Genomic DNA, 17,622 nt, shown 5'->3' with positions numbered 1-17,622 from the left:
CGTGCTGGTTGCCCCACGGTCTCAAGCGTGCGACCCGACGCCATGGTCACGCGTGCTGTTGCCCTCTTCATTGCACTGGTGGCGCGGGTCTTTGCGATAATCGCCTGCGGTCTGGGCGCGTTGCTCGCGATCGATGCCTGGCAGCATGCGGCGCTGCCAATCGGGACGACCTTCGGCATCGTCTTCGATCGTCTGGAGTGGGCGATCTATGGAGCGTTCGCAGCGGGCCTGATCTCGGCGGCGGCGCTGGTGCTGCTCCAGGCCCGACGCTTTTCGCTGACCGAACGCATAGGCCTGTCATGCTCGGCAGCCATTGTGTCGGTGGTCGGATTCTTCTGGTTCGCTGTCTGAGGAGCGCACCGATCTTGAGACGCTCAGCGGTTCCGGACTTGTTTGGGCGTTGCTGCCCCCTTGGGCGTCGCTGCGTGAAAGCGTGCGAGCCATGTTTCGAGCGTGGGGCGGGTATCAAGCGGGTGGTCGGCCGCCATTTCCTGGAAGCGCACCAGCGACGTCGGTGCCGATGCGATGATCCGGTCGATTTCGGCCTCGGGGAGCAGCCGCTCCATGCGAATGAAGTCGGTCATTCGACCAGGTTTCGACTTGGTCGATCGACGCCAGAGGCCTTCGACGGTTCTGAGGCGGGGAGCCGCGCGCGCCTCGATCAGGACGATCATGCGCAGCCAGTATTCCGGCAGCGCGCGGACCTCGTGCGCCTTCATCGCCGTGCAGAATACGCAGGATGATTTCAATGGCACCGGGAGCCCTTCGGCGCGGATACGATCCTCGCATGCTGTGCGGTCCCAATCCCATTCTCGCAGCGGATAGCTGTTGTCGAACAAGGCGTCGTCGATCGTCGCCGCGTGCGCATGGCGCTGTCCGTCCCTCTTGGACAAGTCGTATCCGATGTAGCGGATCACTTTCTCACCACGCGCCCACGCGTCCACCGCAGGCTGCCAGGCCTTGATGAAGGCCTCCTGCGGCGCGGCTTTATATTTCAAACTGCAACTGCTGCGGCCAAAGGCAATGCTGGGGAGGCATCCGTTCGTTAGCAGCGATCCCGCTAAGTCATTGTATGCAGGATAGTTCTTGAACCGCTTGGTGATGTACCGCACGACGTGAAATTCAATGCCGTGGCCCGCCATCCACTCGCGCATGAGATCGAGGTACGCATAGGTTTCGGGTTTTTCGGCGCCCGGGTCTGCTGTCAGCACGAGATCGGGTTTGCGGCCTTGGCTGACGAGCTCGATCAGCATCGCGGTGGAATCCACGCCGACCCCGTATGACAGCACCGTCGGCGTGCGCGCAAGGCGGAGGTAGTCCGGCGATCGGCGCAGCCGAGTGGGCGTTACTTGCGCTTTATGCGCCATGGCCGCGCTCACGCCGGCACCGCGAGCGGAGCGTTGCCCCATTCGTATTGGGGCAGCTCGTCGATGCAGCATGCATCGCAGTCCCACATGATCCACTCGCATCCTTCACGCTTGGCGACGTGGATGGCGGAGCGGACTTCGAGCGGCACGTCCGCGGCCTCGGTAATCCCAACGTCGTCGCAGACGGACATGAACCACCCATAGTCGCCCTTTTCGAAGCACGTCCAAGGGCACACGGCCATCCAGTCGCGGGCGGTCTGCGCGCTGAGGTGGGCGGTGCTGAGAACCAGCATCCTGGCGAGTTCCATCTGCGGATCCTGTGGCGTTGATCGGTGCGTAAAAATTGGTGCCGCGCCGCTCATTTCGAGCTCGCTTGCGGCACAGCCTGCGCGCCATTGCGCTGCTCTCGATCGGCCTTGCGCTCGGCGCGGAAGCGTTCGAGACGTACTTCCTGCTCGACGATCACGTCGGTCAGGTGCTGGTGAAGATCAGGGCATGGCTGGGCAGCACGATGGTTGCGTTCGCGCAGCCAGCGTGCGTCCTCCAGAGTAAGACGGTTCTCGCGCTGGCGCTCGTAGACGCTCTCCTCGACGTCTTGCGCCCCGCTCAGGATGTTCAGCGCGCGATCGACGATCTTGGGTGAGGCACCGTTCACGATCAGCCAGTCGGCATGTGTCTGCCGGACGGCGGCGATGCCGGCCTCGGACGGCTTCATCTTCAGCTTGTAGTTCTGGCCGTCATCGCCGATCCGCAGGACACTGGCCTTGAGCATACGCTTCAATTGCCGCTCGGCCTGATCGCGGTCGATGAGCCGTGCGACGAGAAGCTCCAGGTCGCAGGCATGACCACAGTCGTAAGCCGCGCGCAGCAACGGATCAGCTTCCAGCGGTCCGCTCGGCGGTTCGTTGACCGCAAGCCAGCGATCCACGGTTTCGAGATTCGGACCGTCATAGCCTTGCACGGCGTGAAAGCTGTCGGCCGCGCCGTGACCATGGTTGCTGGCATGAAAAGCCGGCTTCCCGTCGAGATGGATCACGCCGGCGTACGCGGTCGTCTCTTGTGAGAGCGCGGGGGAGAGTTTCAGTTTTTCAAGGCGGATCTTCATTGGGTAATTGCCTTCACAGGAGGAGGCGCACGGCGTTTTCCGCGTGCCGGCAATGCCGGCCTCGTGGGACGCTTGGCGCGCGGGGACGATTTTAGAATGGGAGGCGAGGACTGAGACGGGTGGCGCCGCCAAAGCTGCGCAGGGCCTGAGTCATCTCCTGGCGCAGCCTGGCCTTGCTGGAGATCCGGATGTCCGCTGAAAGCGGCGCATGATCGGCGGTCACGAAGCCCTCGGCACGTGTTCCGTCGTCCAGGCACACGCGGATCAGGTGCCCTCGATCCGGGGCTGGCCCGGCGTAGCGGGCGGTGAACTCGCCAAGCCTGGCGGTGAGCCCCTTGGATGCCTTGCTCCAGCGGATGTGGCCGGCGCCGATATTCTGACCAGGCAAGCGACCACGACCAAGCCATGTGACGAGGTGCGCGCGTTGCTGCAGCGGTGTGTTGCGCGTGCGCTCCATGGTGCGCAGCACCGGGATCGCGTCGCTGAACGCATCGAGGACATGCAGGTAGTGGTCTTGCGCGGTCAGCAGGAGGTCATCGATCTCGCCATCGGCGAGCAGAGCGCGCAAGGCCTCGCCTTGCCTGACATCGGCGATGAGCCTGTCGGCCTGCGTGTTCGTCATCGGCGTCGTAGCCGGCGGGCATACGTCGCTCGCGACAAAACCATTCGTGGCGCTCAGAACGATGATCGTGGCCTGCCCCGACGAACGCTCGCGGATGAGGTCGATCGCCGGAGGACGCCGGGAGGGTCGACCGTCGCGTCCTGGCGGAGGCTGCAGGTCGACGTCGGCCAGAATGACGGCCCGGCGCTGCCAGGAAACCGGTCGCGTTCCATCTTGCGGCATGGGCCACAGGCTCGGCTTCAGTTTGCCGCTGGTGGGTGCGGCTTGGCCTGAAGCGCTGTTTTCCTCGGCAGACGCGGCGATGTTCGCGCGGCGCGCCGCGTCAAACACATCCGTCGTGTCGCCGCCGCCTTGGGCAAACCCATGGTCGTACGCGGCTCGCAGGCGCATCGCGGCCTCGCTGCGCGTCGCGATCGCGCCGCGATGCGCCCACCCTGCCACGGCGGCGTACCACCCTTGTGCATACTGGACCGCACAATCCCAATCGTAGCCATGCTCATCGCGGCCGCGCACGATCGCCTTATCCTGCTCGTTGGCGTCGTTGCGCGCGATCTTGCGCTGCATGAACGCGAAGTTGTTGGCCTGGCGTTCGGCCTCGGTCCGCGCTTGCATGGCCTCGAAGATCGGCCGCATTGCGATCGTGCGCTCTCGCGTGCGCGCCATCCGGCTCTGCGCTGGTGCATTTGCAGGTAGATCGGGGAAATCGCACCAGGCCTTGGCAAGCGCGTCGGCCTCGGCGCGGCTGCGACCGCGGGTCAACCAGGTCGCTGGATCGGTGACGTTCAGGGTGTCTTGTTCCATGAGGACAGCTCCAGATGGTTCACGCCGCATGTTCGACGTGTTCGGCCCCCCCTTCCCCCTCCTCTTTGTCAGGAGGCCTGACGTTGATCGGCGAAGATCTCGGCCGCCCACTGCTCTACCCAGCACTCGGTGAGTTCGTCGTGATCGAGGTCGCCGCTCTCGATCAGCGCGCCGATTTGCTCGCGGGCCTTGGCGATCGCCGCTTCCCACGGGCCGCATGGCGCCAATTTCGGCCTTGGCCGCAGGGTGGCCGCAAGTTGGCGGGGTGGTCCGCTGGCGGCGCGTCGCTGGCGCAAAAACCATCGGGTCATGTGCTGTGCCACAAGCCCGTCGGTCTTGGATACGCCGCGGCGCAGAGCGTCATGCCTTGCCGCAATCCCGTAGGCCTGGGAGTCGATACTGGCGATCCGCTGCTCGAATGGCCGCAGGAACGGCAGGGCCGAGCCTTTGACGCCGAAGCAGTGCAGCCTCACGCCGACAGGCAGGATGCGATCGAGATGCTCGACGACTGCGATCAAGCCTTCTGGCCCTGGCACGTCGCGCCGGCACATCGATCCCACGCCGACCGTGCGGCCAGGGATCATCGACCATGCCAGGGCATCGGCGCACCGTTCGTAGTCGCTGGGGCTACGTCCCTGCAGCACCGGCATGAACCTGTCGGCAATACCGGCATCTTCGGCACGGCGCCGGGTTTCCCGGTTAGCCCCTATCGTGCGCGAGATCCGCTCTTTCACCGCGGCATCGTCGGCGGCAATTTCGGCCTCGCACGGATAATCGAAGCTCGCGAACTGGCGGAACGGGTGAGCCGTCGCGAGGCCGATGTAGTCGTCGATCGACCAGGGAAAGCCGCCGTAGACAACGTGACTCGTGAAGCCCCCGCAATCGAGAATGGTCTGGACGTCGGCAGGCAGGTTGCGCAGCTGCGCAAAGTCCCAACCTGTCCAGCGCCGGCAGCCATCGATGCGGCGCCAGCACGCCAGTGCGCTTGCCGACACGAGAACGGGTGTCTTGAGCGTGAGCGCACGGCGCAAGATTGGGCCCTGCCTAAGGTGAGGCAGGCCCAGGATGATTTCGATCATGGCCTTCGCCTTAGAGGGTCATGCCGGCCGGGCAGTCGATCAGCTCGGCATTCAGGCTCGCAAAGGAGGCAGGGTCCGATCGGGCCGCGTAGATCTCGGCGTCGACCAGGGCGTACTGGCGTGCATCCTCGTATGTCTCATGGCCTAAATGGTCGACCGAGCGGATTACCGCCCCCAGGACGCCCGTCTTGCTTTGCGGCACCCAATCCGCCCAGTCGCCCCATGCAGCTTTGACGCACAGTTGGCCGATGCAGGCCTGTTTGGCGCGCCGGCGCTTGAGGATGAAGGATTCTTCTTCCGTCACCGGCTCGCCGGTGAATGCCGTGAAGGCGTCAGGGTGCCAGCAGCGTACGCTATCACGCGCAAGGTCGATGTAGGCGGGCGTCAGCTTGGAGTGTTCGCGAAACTCGGCTTCGAACGCGAGTATGACATGGGACCAGTTGACGTCCTCCTCGTAGGAGCCGCCTTCGATCCTGAGCGCCTCGGGCATCGCCTCCTGGCGTTCGCCCGACAGGATCAGGCCGCCATGCGAGGCGGTGGATACAGACCAGATGCCTGGGAGGATCTGCTCCGCTTCATGGATAGCGTCCCAATCGGACCATTGCGGGCGGGGCGTCGAGGCAAACTTCTTCATGACGATCTCCTGTGTGAGTTCGTCGTTCCCTTCCCCCTCCTCCTTATCCCCGGCGTTTGCCGGGAGCTTCCAAGGCATCCCATGGCGTGCTCGCATCCCGTGTGATCGTCGCCGATTAGCTAGTGCAAATGAACCGGTTGCTCAAAACTACGGTAAAGTCCTTATTACCGCGCGTTGCCATCGCGAAGTTCGTCAAGGAACCGCCAACAACAGGGCCACAGCCGCTATGCATGAGTTTAACTCGACGTGCACTCAAACGGCCATTGAACCAGCCAATCTACGTCATCAGACCGCCGTGATAACCGTCGCGTTGACGGCGCGCGACACCGATGCGTTATGGAATGCTGCAGCGTTGAGGGGGATGTCGGCGGCGGGCTCTCGATTGATCGACGTCATCGACGTCATCGGTCCACGCGAGGATCCATCGATCCTGGAGTGTGTGGCTATGCTCGCGCAGCCCGGACTCATGCCGGGGTGTGATCTGGAGGACTTCGATGTCTGCACGGCTTTCGCAGCTGGCAGTCAGTATTCGTCATATTCTTGCCTCGAAGCCAACCGTCCATAGAGTTGCGCATCGGTGAATAAACGGTTGGAACTTTCTGTGGCTGATTGCCTGCCTTCTTGTAGAAAGCGGCGCCATACGCGGCGTGTATCGTGCTCCCAGTGGAACGCCACTTCCTCGAAACTGTAGATGATGTAGACGTCTCGGCCTTGTCGGAACGCAGCGAGCGGAACGCCATTCTCTTCGTATTCGGACACGAGCAATGCTCCCACGTGGTGGCCAAAGCCGACTATGGATGACGGGGTTCAGGAGCGGCGATCGACAGGACGATCAAGCTTCGTCGATCATTCGCTCCAGACGGTCGACCAAATCCATATCGCCAAGTTGATGCGTCGCGATGCTGATGGTGCGGTGAAACGCCTCGAAGCGCTGACGTTCCCCGGCCTTCATCTCGACGTACCTTGGCGTGGTCTCGCGCAGGAGCTGGATGGCAAAGTCAGCCTCGAGGCCCGTCCGGTGATCGAGGAAGGCAACGATCGCGTCCGGCCTCACCTTGCCGGCCTCGGTGACGATGTCGAACAGCGGTCGCTTCACCGCGACCTGCACGCCCTTGCGCCGCATGTGGTACTGGAACCGTGTGAGTGTTTCCAGGAAGGTGCGCTCGTCTTCGCGATCGACCGGGATGAACCGGTTGCCCTTGAAAACGGGCTGCGCATAGGCGCGAAGCGGCAGGTAGCCCTCGCGCGGGCTATGCTCGCCGACCACGGCGAGGACGATCAAGGGGGGCTCGACCTTGGCCCTGATAATGCCGGTATGCTGGATGCGATTGCGGATCTTGAGGTCGCCAAGCCCGGTGTGGATGGTGGTGCCGGAAATCGCGTGCGCTTCCAGGAGCAGGAATGCTTGCGGTGCGAAGTCGCCTGGCCAGAGATTCTCGGCCTTGCGCAGCCGTGCATGGACGCGGCGGGCCTCGTAGTCCTTCACGTTGAAGTATAGGTGATCCTGCAGCTTGATGCGGGGCGCGATGAGGAAGCGACCGGCTGCCTCGCGGATACGCGCGAACTCATCGCGCAGGCCATGCTCTGGCCGGCCTTGCGGCGGCAGTGCCGGCAGGACGTTGCTATGGGCGGCTTCGAGCAGCATCCACAGCAATCGACCGAGCCGGGGTATCGAGACCTGTCGGCTACGGTCGTCTGGCTCCTCGTCGTCGGGCTGCTGCGCCAGCTTCTCCGGCGCTTTCTTGTGCGCGTTGAACAAGCCTTTGGGAAACTCGATCTCGAACAGACTGTCGCCGGGACGCTCGCGGATGCGGTCAGGCGCCTGCGGAAGATAGAATGGGCATCGACGCAGATGCAGCGGGCGGCTTGTAAGCCGCCGCAAGTAATAGGTCTCGGCCTCCGATAGATAGGCGGGGCTGGTCAATGGCGGCGGCCTGGTGTCGCCAAGGCAGTTGCAGGCGATCCATTGCTCGTTCTCACGCGCGATCGTCACCAGGGTAACCGATGCGCGGTGGTCGGCGTCACTGCCCTTGCCTGTGTACCAGCGCACCAGGGCATCGCGCACGCTACCGGGAATATCCCGGCGTCCGCCAAGTCCGTTAGTGTCGCGCGGTACTAGCCACATACTTCAAACTACCTCTTGCGGCAGAAGTTTGTTCTTGGTACGTTCCCGATATTAGGAGAGCAGTATGACCAAGAAGTTCGAGATTGGCCGCTTCGACCTCGATATTCAACTCAGGGATGAAGCGCTCGACCCGCTCAACACGCCGGCAAAGCGCATGGTCGCCAACGCGTCGATCGGCATCGAGCCGTTCGATGCGTACTATTCGACCCGCGAGCTGAGAGAGGCTGTCGAGGGCGTTCACCAGGGCGAGCCCGGCGCGAAAAAGCGGCTTGCGCGGGTCCTGGGCACCCAGTGCGATGACTATCAGCGCTGCCTTTACTACCAGCTGGCCGGTCGCGGCATCGTCCAGATGCTCGATGTCCTGTGCTGGCTCGAGGAGATCCTCGCCAAGCGCACGATCATCTCGGCGGATCTGTTCCGTGCCGCAACCTGGCCGGCTATCATGGTCAATCCCTACGTCGCCGCGCAGCCGGATGGGCCACTGGTCAGCGCCGATCCCAATTTCGAGGAGGGACCATCTTGGTATCTCGATTCCGATCTTGGCGGCGTGATCGACGAGTAATCGTATCGAGTAATCAGATTGCGTAATTACAGGGCGAGGACTTCCAGCTCTATCGCGTCATGCGGGCTCGTCTCACCGGACCTGACGACGCGGTACGGCTGCAGTCGGCAAGCGGTGCGCATCACCGCGAACGGCAAGGCAGTGTTCTCGCACATCTGCTGGGCGAGGCGGTGGGCATTGTTTCGGCTACAAAGCTGCCGGCGCCGGGGGTCGAGGATGGTTTCGGTCTGCACTCAAGTTGCCTTTCAGGTGAATATGGTGGGCGTGACCTTGCGCTCACGCACGATCTCGAACTTGCGATCGAGCAGGTTGCCGATGCGGTAGCGGCCGCCGCCATCGCTGCGGGTCAGGACGATCCGGTTTCCCTGACGAAGGACTCGCATCAGCTCGTGCCGGGTGTCGTCGCCAAAGGCGATCGGCTCTGGAAACCGGATCAGCGCGCCGTCGGGCAGCTTGCGCGAGCGGCGGCGGATCGTGGCGTAGCAGCGCCGGCGCCAGTCCAGTGCCACCGGGTTGTTGGTGGATGTGAGCCGTTCGAGCACGCGTAGCGGGCAATCGGCTTCGTACGGTCCCATGGTTTCGTCCATGTCCTTGTAAGCGAATACGTGACCATCGGCCGCTTTGGGGTTCCAGCGGACAAGGCAAACAACTGCGACCACCGCGCCAGCAACACCATCGTCGGACCGCTGTATTGCGGCATAGTAGACCCGGTTGCCGGGACAAGCGCTCTCGATGACCCGGTAGCCATGAGACGCGAGGTCGTCGGTAGCGGGCCGGTCATAACTAAATTGAGCGTCGAGGTACTGCTTGGGGCTCGTGTGCCCGCCCATGCTGGCGAGCGGCATAGTCAGCCATCCCATGGTGATCTCCTACATCAAGGTTGGTTGTGAACCGGCGACATCGATCTGCAGGTGACTTGCGATCTGCCGTGCGAGCGCCGGGATATCAGCGAGCCTCGCCGCGTTCGCGTGGCGGACCCGGTGACCAGGCTTCTTCCACTGGCGATGCCGGTATGTCAGTGCCGGTGAGCCGAAGCGCTCGACCGAGAGCCGCAAATACAAAGCCGCCCCTTCCAGCACATAGTCGCCCGCAATCGACGGGTTGGGCGCGACATATTCGAGCCGATAGTCGCTGCGTGTGAGGCCGAGCTCGGCTGCGATCTGGCGGACGGCGCGCTGCCCCTCGCGCTTGAACGCGCGTAGGTCCTCGGGAAGATAGTCGATGCCCTTGCGCACCAGCGCGACGATCGCCGGATTGTGCTTGAGCTCGGCGAGGCGTGCCATGCACGCTTCGCGCAGTGGCGCATCGTCGGAATGCTCCTGTTCGACCGAGCCGTCGGCCATACGCGTGAGCCGCTTGGCGAACAGCTTCACGGCCGGATCGCTTTGCGGGTCGTGGCCGGCGCGCTGCGCGTCGCTGACGGCATCGTTGAGTGCAGCGATACACGCAGCGAAGGTGGTGAGACCTTCGGGATGCAGTGCGCGGCGAAAGCGGAAATCCAGGTCGTAGGACATTGCAAACCTCCATCAGCTGGTTGATTGCAAGATCCCCTCCCCCTCCTCTTTGTCAGTGCAGGGCAAGGCCCTGCGGGTCCTGCGAGCGGCCGACGGGTTCGTAGAGGATCGACGCTGTCAGGCAGCTAGGCGCGAGGCGCCCGAGCACGTCGACGGTCTTGGCCAGCGATGCACCGTCCGGACATGACCGGATGCAAACCGTGTCGACGCCAATGTTTTCGATATCCCAATCCATCGTGCCGCCTTTGATGAGATGTTCGAAGGCCGCATCCGTGGGGTCGGCCTCGGCGATCTCGCGCAATCGCTTGATGAGCGGTCGTGGGATCGGCACCTGGCGTGGAATTGCCTTGTCGAATGCGTGTTCGATGTACGCGGTAACGATCAGAAGATCGTCTGCGGACAGGCTAAGCGTTAGCCGGAAGTGCTGTGTCACGGCCTTCGCTCCTTTCGAACTCAGGGCGGTTTTTCGACCAGGAGGAAAGCCAATTATAGGCGTGTTCGGCTTTGGCCGCGGCGGTGATGATGGAACTTTTGTCGCCCTTCAGGATCGCAAGCCAGTTTTCAATGTAGCTGGCATGACTGTCATGCAATTCGCACGGCAGCCCAAGATCGGAGCAAACCATCCCGCTGGTCAGATCTGCGACCATTTCTTCAAAAGCATACGCCTTGTCGCCGAACCGACGTCCAAATTCTCTTCCGAGCCGGTGGCTGGCTCCAGTGGCATGGGCGTATTCGTGCGCCAGCGTGGCGGCGTGATGATCGCTGCTGATAAAGGCGGCCTTGGTCGGCATCTGCACATAGTCGCCGCCTGGTGAATAGAAGGCTCGTCCGCCACCCTGACGCGTGTCGATGGGTATGGGGGTAAAGAAGGCGTCGATCGCGGCCTGACGTTCAGACGGACTTGGCGGCGTCAGTTCGATGGGATCTGGGTGGAACCGGGTCGGCAGCCCTTCGATCTGATCACAGTTGTAGACCTGGTAGAAGCGCATGAACCGGATGACGCGCGATCCGCCATCTTCGCCGGTGAGCGTCGGGCCTTGTGCCTTGCGAAAGGTGTTGAAGTAGACGCTGGGCGCCGGCCTTGCCCCCGCTACGACCCGACCGCCAAGCTCATCGGCCTGGCGCTGGGTCATCCAGAAGCGCGAGCGATAGTCATGGCTGTCGGCGATGGCCCACAGCAGGATCGAATTGATGCCGGTGTACGACTGACCGCCGGCACGCAGCGGACGGCCATTGGCGCCAAAGGTGCGCCAGGGTCGCCGCCAGGGCAGCACGCCCTGCTCGATCTTGGCGATGATGATATCGGTGACTTCCTGCGCGATGTCGCGTTTGGCCGCATGGCGCATGGTCCACATCCCTTCATGGCGTGAGGAAAAAAGGGCCCGGTGGCGATACGCCCCGGGCCCAGGCTGTCATCAGGAGGAGAGCGCGGTGTCAGGCGCTGACGCAGGCGTCCACGTCGGTGACCTCGGTCTCCGGTTCGTCGTCGACGCCCGGGTTCGTGTCCTCAATGATCGCCCCGTCTTCGTCTTCGTCCTGGTCGGCGTCGTCGATGGATTCAGCCTGAGGGTCGTGATCGTCGGGCGTGTCGAGATCGAAGCGCATCGCTGCCGGCACCCACGCAAGAGCGCGCTCCTTGATGGCTTCTTCCATGATGACCTCGCCGGCGAACATCTTCTCGCAGCTTCCCGAAATCTCGGTCTTCTTGGCCGATGCATAGCGGTTCGACAGTTCGGCCCCGCCAACTTCCTTGAGCAGGTCGAGGATGCTGCCCTTGTTGATCCGGTCGAAGTAGTTTTCCGAGGTCGGTCGCCACATCGCCGCGGGCTCGATTTCCAGCAGCATGCCAAGCTGGGCATGGATGGGATTGTAGCCAGAGGCATACCCCATTTTGGCTTCGATCGATGTAGCTACGGTGTAGGCGATCCACCCACCCTTGGCGTCGTCATCGAGAGTGCGAAAGGCACTGAACCGTTCGACGACGCTCTTGTGTTCGCCCCATCCCTTGTCGAGGGCCTCGTAGGCGCCGGCGATGATTTCGTCGGCCATGCCCTTGGGCACGGCGGCGTCGAGTACCGGATCCTGGGGGCGTGGTGCCTTGATCGTGGTGCCGCGGTTGTCGTAACTGTGCAGGATGCCGTCCGCGAGCGCGAAGATCGCGTAGTCGAGCGCCAGGCCCGGATCGCCAAGCAGCGAAGCTGCCAGGATGTTGCGGCGCTGGACCGCGAGCTCGTCGAACAGCCGAGCGCTGTACGCCTTACCACCAGGCCCGGTGGCCTCGGGCGCGGAGGGCTTGGCCGGCGACGAACGCGAGCCAGAGCTGGTCGGAGCCTCGAAGCTGCCGCTGGTGACCTTGCCGTCCTCGTCACGCTCCATGCGCAAGTGCTTCTCGCTGTGGTAGTCCGGCTCGAGCACCATCTCGCCCTTGGTGGTGAGGATCAGGAAGCGGCCGACCTCGGCTTTCCATTCGTCGGGCAGTTCGGCGGTCGGATTGGAGAGATCCTGCATCTCCTGGTCGAGACGGTCGTATTCCTCGTTGAGGGTGGCGGCTTCGGGCGATTCCTCGTCCAGGTCTTCGATCTCGGTGCAGATAACCTCTATGCGCTGCTCGATCTCGTTGATGCGCGCGGTGACTTCTGGCGTCAGCGGTGCCCGCGGCAAGGTGACCCGGTTGAGGCCGAGATCACGCACTGCCTGCCAGCTGGACGTGTCGGCGACCGGCCAAATCGTGCCGAGGCCCGTCTCTTGCGATAGACGCGCCGCTTCGGCTTCGAGCTTCGTGGCTGCGAGCTGCTGCAGGATCTCCAGATCCGTCCAGCGGTCTTGGGAGGCGTCGGTGAACAGGTCGCGCTCGATGCGGCCACCAGCGGCGGTGTACGCGTCCTCGCCGACGAGCAACGCGATCGCGTCGGTCCCCCTGATACTCCCGTTGGCGATAAGACGCCGCACGTGATCGGGGCTGTTGGCATGGTATCGCATCTGCTCGTAGACGCGCAGCTGTACCGCGTGTTGATCGGTGGAGGCGTAGGCCTTGGCCATTTCCAGCGAGAGGTCGCCGTTCGCGAGCGCTTCGAAGATCGGCTCTGCGAGGGCGGCGAGGCGCAAACGGCCTTCGACAAACCGGGTCGCGAGACCGAACCGCTTGGCGACGGCCCTGGTGTCCTCGTCCTGCGAGATGAAGTGCTGGAACGCGCGGCATTCCTCGGCCGGCGTCATCGCGAGCCGCTGGAAGTTCTCGGCCAGCGAGGTCTCGGCGATCTCGGCGTCGCTGGCGACCAGTAGCATGCACGGCACGGTGCGATCCGCATCCCATGCGCCGCGTTCGACGATCATCGTCATGGCGCGCAGGCGGCGCCCACCGGCGATGACATCGAACTGGCCGCGCTTCTTGGCCTTGGTGACGATCAGGTTCTGGAGGAGGCCGCGGGCCTCGATGTCGTGGGACAGCTGCTCGTCCGCCTGGCTGTCATGCGTCTTGCGCACGTTGTTGACCGAGAGCTGGAGCTTGTTGAGGGGGATGAGTTCTTGCACCGGATATACTCCTTCTGATGCCCCGTTCTTCTGCCGGGACACCACTCCCCTTCCCCCTCTTCTCCCGCTTCAAGCGGCCTTGAGGATCGACGCGAGTATCGCGTCTGCCTGACTTGCCGGCACGAAGATCCGGGTCTTGAACTGGATGATCTCGGTGAAGCACCCCAGCGACTTGAGCCAGGCCAGCTGGGTATGAAGCTCGCCGACCAGCTCGATCCGCTGCTCTGCATTGACCAGGCTGCGCTTGATCGTCATCGGCCAGGGCCGGTCGATCACGGCTGAGCCCTTCTGGCCAAGCGCGGCGAGCACAGCAGTTGGTGATGCCTGAAACTCGCTGGCGATGCCGGATTTCTTCATGACGCCGGGAACGTCGCTCTCGTCGACAAGGCGTCCGAGCCAACTTCCGCCCGCGGCATCGACGACCCGGCGCACGGCAATGTAATCGCGCGGAAGCGAGTTCCAGATCGGCAGCAGGAGCCCGGTCGCAAGATGGATCGTGTCGGTCTCGGTCCTGGCGGCCGCTTCGGCGGCTTCAGCTGCCCACAGGCGCGAGAACGTCTCGATGTCGGTCTCTTCCCATGCGCTTGTCGCAAGGTCGGCGGCGATCTTGTACTCGTGGCGGGTCGGGCGCGTCAGCGTCACCCGCTCGATGAGCAGACCACTGTCTTCCATCAGCGACCGGGCGCGCTCGGCGAAGGCTACTTTGCCCGACTTGGTGTTGAGCAGGAACCGCGGTTTGGCGATGAACTCGGCTAGACCCAGGATTCGCTCGAGCGAGGTCGGCCGCACCGCGCGTTCGATCTCGATGGAGAGCAAGTGCGATGTGGCGCCGGTTCGCTCGTCGGTGCGCAGCACGACGTCGGCGATGACCCGCGCCTTGTCGGCGGCGATGGTCTCGACCCCGACGTCGAGCGTGCCGGCATCGCGCGCGGCCGCCACGCGGGCTTCGACGAGGCCAAGAAACTCCTCGAAGATCGCATTCTGCATGCCGATCGGCAGCGCCAGGATGCGATTGAGCCAGCGCGTGATCGGCGGCAGTTCCTCGACCAGGCAGCCATCCTCGCACGTAAGCTGCAGGCCGGAACGGCTCTCGAAGTCGACGAGATTGGTGCTGTTCAGCTTGCCGGAATGAAGCAGACCGAACCAGGTCACGAGTGCAGCCTTGGCGTATTCGCATTCGAGGTTGTCGGCAGGATCGAACAGGTTCTGGCCCCCGGTCTGGCGCTGGCCGCGGGTGAGCGCACCAAGGCTGTCGAGCCGGCGCGCGATCGTGCTGGTAAAGCGCAGCTCGCCCTTGCAGTCGGTCGTGCAGGGCCGGAACAGCGGCGTGGTTGCCTGATGGGTGCGGTGGGTACGGCCAAGGCCCTGAATGGCGCGATCGGCCCGCCAACCCGGCTCGAGCAGGATGTGGACCCGGCGCTGCTGGTTCCTGGCATCGAGGCTGGCATGATAGGACCTTCCCGTGCCGCCGGCATCGCTGAAGACTAGGATGCGCTTCTCGCCGGTCATGAACATTGCGGCCTCGGCCTGGTTGGTGCGGGCCGAGCGGCCTTCCAGCTTCTGGGTGCCGTCCGATTGCGTGACGAGCCGCTTGGTCCTGCCAGTGACTTCGGCCACCGCGTCGGTGCCGTAGTGCTCGATCAGGGCATCGAGGGCGGTCTTGATCGGAGGCATCGCACAGATCTGCTCGAGGAGATCCTGCTTGGCCCGCAGCGCTTCCTGATTGTGCACCAGACGCCCATCGTCGTCGAACATCGGCGCGGAGCGCTCGGTGCCGGTATCGTCGACGTAAGTCTTCATCTGCTGCGTCGGAAACGCGCGATCGAGGTACTCCATGATGTACTCGCGGGGAGACAGGTCCACTTCGAGGCGCGCGCGTTCCTCGGGGCTGAGGCCATTGAGCCGGCGATCGAGGATACTTTCAGCCGTCGTCACCAGCTGGATGACCACTGATTGCTCCTCGGCGATGTGCCCGTCGATCGCCGCAATCACCGTCGGCAGCTTCATCGAGAGCAGCACTTGATTGAAAAAGCGTTGTTTTGTGCTCTCAAACCGACTTCGCGCGGCGGCCTTGGCGCCGCTGTTGAGCGTGTTGCCGGAGATGTCGTCGACGACGCCGGTCAACGCCAGCGCGCGCTCCAGGTTGCGGTGGATCACGGCCCACGCGTCGGCGTAAGCATCGTAGATGCCGATCTGGTCGGGCCGCAGTTCGTGTTTGAGGATATCGTACTCGACACCAGCGAAGCTGAGCGCGCGCGCCTGGTAGAGACCAAGCGCCTTGAGGTCGCGCGAGACGAGTTCCATGGCGGCGATGCCACCGGCACGGATCTCAGAGATGAAGCTCTCGCGGTTGGCGAACGACGTCCCTGGCCCCCACAGCCCGAGCCTCACGGCGTAAGCCAGGTTGTTGACGTCGGAGGCTCCGGTGGCTGAGGCATAGAGCACCCGCGCGTCGGGAAGGTGGTTCTGCAACAGGACGCCGGCGATCCCTTGCTGCGATCCAGCGGTCTTGCCCAGGGCACCCTCCCCTCCAGCGACACCGCCCATTTCGTGGCTTTCGTCGAACGCGATCACGCCATCGTAGTCTTCGCCGGCCCATTCGAGGATCTGGCGCAGCCGCGTCGCATCCTGGCGCTGGCTGCGCAGGGTCGGATAGGTGACGAACAGGATGCCTTGGGTGAGCGTGATCGGCTCGTCGATCTTCCAGGTGGAGAGGGGCTGCACGTCGGCCGACATGCCGCCGAGCGCTTCCCAGTCTCTGCGAGCATCTTCGAGCAAGGCCTCGTTCTTGGACACCCAGATGTTGCGTTTGCGGCCATTAACCCAGCTGTCGAGAATGCAGCCTGCAACCTGGCGGCCCTTGCCAGCACCGGTACCATCGCCAAGGAAGTAGCCCTTGCGGTACTGGCGACCATCGTCGTTGGGCAGAAGTCCGACACCGTCCTTATCAGGCACGAAGCGGCCCTGCAGGTATTGGGTCCAGGCGTTGCCGGCATAGACGATCGTCTCGAGCTGCGCTTCGGACAAGCGGCGTTCGTTGACGATGCGTTCGTGCAGCTTGGGCTCGTACTGCGGAACGGGAGCCGGGATCGATCCCATGGCGACGGACTCGACCAGATCGGTCGGGTGCATGCCGGCGGCGTGGAAGTCGATCCGGCTCGGTCGATACGGCAGGTAAACGCCGGCCTGTTCGCCGAGTGGGCGCGGCACGGCGAGCGCAGTGAAACGGACCGGAAGCACGTCGTTGCGCTTGGGCGCGATCATCGCCGCCAGCGCCGCCTTGCGGGTAGAACGCATCGCCTTGAACAAGCTGGGCTTTGCCGAACCTGAAGCGGCAGGCTTGCGCGCTTCGGTAATTGTCGACCGGGGCACGATCGCAAGGGCATCAAGCAGCTGCGTCACGCTATCGCGTGCGATCACGGTTGGCCGCGCGTGCCCTGACTTTTTGTCGATGACATAGATGCGCACTGCAACGCTGGTCCCCTGCTTTTGGTAGCATTTGTCGAGCCGGTAGGATCCGACCACGCTGCAGCCAGTAAGGGTTGCGTCATAGCTCTTGCCCATCGTCGCGTTGGTCGTGAACCAGTCAGGCATGATCGCGACGACGCGGCCACCAGGAGCAAGGCGGGAGATTGCCGACCGCAAGTGTCGCACGGCCGCGAACTGATCCACTCCCCTGCCTTCCGATCGCGAGAATGGCGGGTTCATCAGGATGAGCGAGGGAGCGTAGCCTGGCTCCAGGGTGGCGCTGAGCAAGGCAGCATCGTGGCCGCTGATGGTCGCTGCAGGAAAGAGCACCTGTAGAGCCTCACGGCGCTTGGGATCGAGCTCGTTTAGATGGAGCGACTTCACCGCCGGGAGTAGCGCGACAAGGCCGCCATGACCGGCGCTGGGCTCGAGCACGACGTCGGACGGCCTGACCTGGGCAAGCAGCACGACAAGCCCGGCAAGATCGAGCGGCGTCGAAAATTGCTGATAACGGATCTGGGCCTCGCTACGTACCGTTTGCGTCGGAAGGGCGTTCACAATCGCGCAAAGTGATGGAATGGCGGCTGTGTCCGTCAGCCGTGGCAACGTGAGCGCGTGTCGTGTCAGACCTTGTTCGAGCAGCTCGAAGCTGTCGCGCTGGGTCCACCGACCCTCGGCATTGGATCCGCCGTAGAGAATGGCGGCCGCATCATTGAGCGCCTTGCGGTTGATGGTGCCGGCGGCGATGTGTCCGGCGATCGTGTCGATCGCGATGTCGCGCGCATTATCCTGGTGGGTGAAGAGGTCCGTCACT

At 63.6% G+C, this 17,622-nt stretch carries 17 protein-coding genes; 2 read left to right on the top strand and 15 right to left on the bottom strand.

Annotated elements, in window-relative coordinates:
* The first annotated feature begins 42 nt into the window (after positions 1-42).
* Complete coding sequence (locus ACXJ1Z_RS18850; RefSeq protein ID WP_463781563.1) at positions 43-351, top strand: hypothetical protein; 309 nt, start codon at positions 43-45, stop codon at positions 349-351.
* Between the two features lie 23 nt (positions 352-374).
* Here ACXJ1Z_RS18850 and ACXJ1Z_RS18845 read toward each other — a convergent pair whose 3' ends face one another.
* From ACXJ1Z_RS18845 to ACXJ1Z_RS18810, 8 genes are all read right to left on the bottom strand, one after another.
* Entirely contained in the window at positions 375-1,367 is a 993-nt protein-coding gene (locus ACXJ1Z_RS18845) for an adenine nucleotide alpha hydrolase family protein (RefSeq protein ID WP_463781589.1), read from the bottom strand.
* Between the two features lie 8 nt (positions 1,368-1,375).
* A complete protein-coding gene (locus tag ACXJ1Z_RS18840; RefSeq protein WP_463781562.1) occupies positions 1,376-1,675 on the bottom strand; it encodes a DUF5983 family protein in 300 nt (99 codons plus the stop codon).
* Positions 1,676-1,725: 50 nt separating this feature from the next.
* The gene (locus ACXJ1Z_RS18835) at positions 1,726-2,604 is read right to left on the bottom strand and encodes a hypothetical protein (RefSeq protein ID WP_463781561.1); all 879 of its coding nucleotides are present in this window, start codon (positions 2,602-2,604) and stop codon (positions 1,726-1,728) included.
* A complete protein-coding gene (locus ACXJ1Z_RS18830; RefSeq protein ID WP_463781560.1) occupies positions 2,564-3,895 on the bottom strand; it encodes a hypothetical protein in 1,332 nt (443 codons plus the stop codon). Before ACXJ1Z_RS18830 ends, ACXJ1Z_RS18835 begins: the two co-directional genes overlap by 41 nt.
* A gap of 68 nt (positions 3,896-3,963) precedes the next feature.
* Positions 3,964-4,974, bottom strand: coding sequence for a deazapurine DNA modification protein DpdA family protein (locus ACXJ1Z_RS18825; protein ID WP_463781559.1), 1,011 nt, complete (start codon positions 4,972-4,974; stop codon positions 3,964-3,966).
* Between the two features lie 10 nt (positions 4,975-4,984).
* On the bottom strand, positions 4,985-5,608 hold the full coding sequence (locus ACXJ1Z_RS18820) for a DUF7007 domain-containing protein (protein WP_463781558.1): 624 nt from the start codon (positions 5,606-5,608) through the stop codon (positions 4,985-4,987).
* Positions 5,609-6,130: 522 nt separating this feature from the next.
* Positions 6,131-6,367: a hypothetical protein gene (locus tag ACXJ1Z_RS18815; RefSeq protein WP_463781557.1), complete on the bottom strand. Its 237-nt coding sequence runs from the start codon at positions 6,365-6,367 to the stop codon at positions 6,131-6,133.
* Between the two features lie 73 nt (positions 6,368-6,440).
* Positions 6,441-7,733 (bottom strand): DUF8535 domain-containing protein, encoded by a 1,293-nt coding sequence (locus ACXJ1Z_RS18810; RefSeq protein ID WP_463781556.1) that lies wholly within the window; start codon positions 7,731-7,733, stop codon positions 6,441-6,443.
* A 64-nt stretch (positions 7,734-7,797) separates the two neighbouring features.
* On the opposite strand from ACXJ1Z_RS18810, the gene ACXJ1Z_RS18805 reads away from it, so the two are divergent.
* Complete coding sequence (locus ACXJ1Z_RS18805; protein WP_463781555.1) at positions 7,798-8,295, top strand: hypothetical protein; 498 nt, start codon at positions 7,798-7,800, stop codon at positions 8,293-8,295.
* Between the two features lie 26 nt (positions 8,296-8,321).
* On the opposite strand, the gene ACXJ1Z_RS18800 is transcribed toward ACXJ1Z_RS18805, so the two are convergent.
* From ACXJ1Z_RS18800 to ACXJ1Z_RS18770, 7 genes are all read right to left on the bottom strand, one after another.
* Complete coding sequence (locus ACXJ1Z_RS18800; RefSeq protein ID WP_463781554.1) at positions 8,322-8,528, bottom strand: hypothetical protein; 207 nt, start codon at positions 8,526-8,528, stop codon at positions 8,322-8,324.
* A 12-nt stretch (positions 8,529-8,540) separates the two neighbouring features.
* Complete coding sequence (locus tag ACXJ1Z_RS18795) at positions 8,541-9,155, bottom strand: DUF6927 domain-containing protein (protein WP_463781553.1); 615 nt, start codon at positions 9,153-9,155, stop codon at positions 8,541-8,543.
* Between the two features lie 9 nt (positions 9,156-9,164).
* Entirely contained in the window at positions 9,165-9,809 is a 645-nt protein-coding gene (locus ACXJ1Z_RS18790; RefSeq protein ID WP_463781552.1) for a hypothetical protein, read from the bottom strand.
* A 52-nt stretch (positions 9,810-9,861) separates the two neighbouring features.
* Positions 9,862-10,242 (bottom strand): hypothetical protein, encoded by a 381-nt coding sequence (locus tag ACXJ1Z_RS18785; protein ID WP_463781550.1) that lies wholly within the window; start codon positions 10,240-10,242, stop codon positions 9,862-9,864.
* A complete protein-coding gene (locus ACXJ1Z_RS18780; RefSeq protein ID WP_463781588.1) occupies positions 10,214-11,155 on the bottom strand; it encodes an ArdC family protein in 942 nt (313 codons plus the stop codon). The genes ACXJ1Z_RS18785 and ACXJ1Z_RS18780 overlap by 29 nt, the downstream gene beginning before the upstream one ends.
* An 88-nt stretch (positions 11,156-11,243) precedes the next feature.
* A complete protein-coding gene (locus tag ACXJ1Z_RS18775; RefSeq protein ID WP_463781549.1) occupies positions 11,244-13,340 on the bottom strand; it encodes a ParB/RepB/Spo0J family partition protein in 2,097 nt (698 codons plus the stop codon).
* 69 nt (positions 13,341-13,409) lie between these two features.
* Positions 13,410-17,621 carry a strawberry notch-like NTP hydrolase domain-containing protein gene (locus ACXJ1Z_RS18770; protein WP_463781548.1) on the bottom strand — a complete coding sequence of 1,404 codons (4,212 nt, stop codon included), beginning with the start codon at positions 17,619-17,621 and terminating at the stop codon, positions 13,410-13,412.
* Between the last annotated feature and the right edge of the window lies 1 nt (position 17,622).

The organism is Novosphingobium sp. TK46, assembly GCF_055361525.1.
The sequence above is the reverse complement of the archived record's forward strand: the minus strand, read 5'-3'. Positions and strand labels throughout refer to the sequence as shown.

Coding starts and splice junctions, on each gene's coding strand:
- ACXJ1Z_RS18840 (WP_463781562.1), bottom strand. CDS start 1,675: ATGGAACTCGCCAGGATGCTGGTTCTCAGCACCGCCCACCTCAGCGCG.
- ACXJ1Z_RS18795 (WP_463781553.1), bottom strand. CDS start 9,155: ATGGGATGGCTGACTATGCCGCTCGCCAGCATGGGCGGGCACACGAGC.
- ACXJ1Z_RS18845 (WP_463781589.1), bottom strand. CDS start 1,367: ATGGCGCATAAAGCGCAAGTAACGCCCACTCGGCTGCGCCGATCGCCG.
- ACXJ1Z_RS18830 (WP_463781560.1), bottom strand. CDS start 3,895: ATGGAACAAGACACCCTGAACGTCACCGATCCAGCGACCTGGTTGACC.
- ACXJ1Z_RS18825 (WP_463781559.1), bottom strand. CDS start 4,974: ATGATCGAAATCATCCTGGGCCTGCCTCACCTTAGGCAGGGCCCAATC.
- ACXJ1Z_RS18810 (WP_463781556.1), bottom strand. CDS start 7,733: ATGTGGCTAGTACCGCGCGACACTAACGGACTTGGCGGACGCCGGGAT.
- ACXJ1Z_RS18790 (WP_463781552.1), bottom strand. CDS start 9,809: ATGTCCTACGACCTGGATTTCCGCTTTCGCCGCGCACTGCATCCCGAA.
- ACXJ1Z_RS18850 (WP_463781563.1), top strand. CDS start 43: ATGGTCACGCGTGCTGTTGCCCTCTTCATTGCACTGGTGGCGCGGGTC.
- ACXJ1Z_RS18780 (WP_463781588.1), bottom strand. CDS start 11,155: ATGCGCCATGCGGCCAAACGCGACATCGCGCAGGAAGTCACCGATATC.
- ACXJ1Z_RS18820 (WP_463781558.1), bottom strand. CDS start 5,608: ATGAAGAAGTTTGCCTCGACGCCCCGCCCGCAATGGTCCGATTGGGAC.
- ACXJ1Z_RS18805 (WP_463781555.1), top strand. CDS start 7,798: ATGACCAAGAAGTTCGAGATTGGCCGCTTCGACCTCGATATTCAACTC.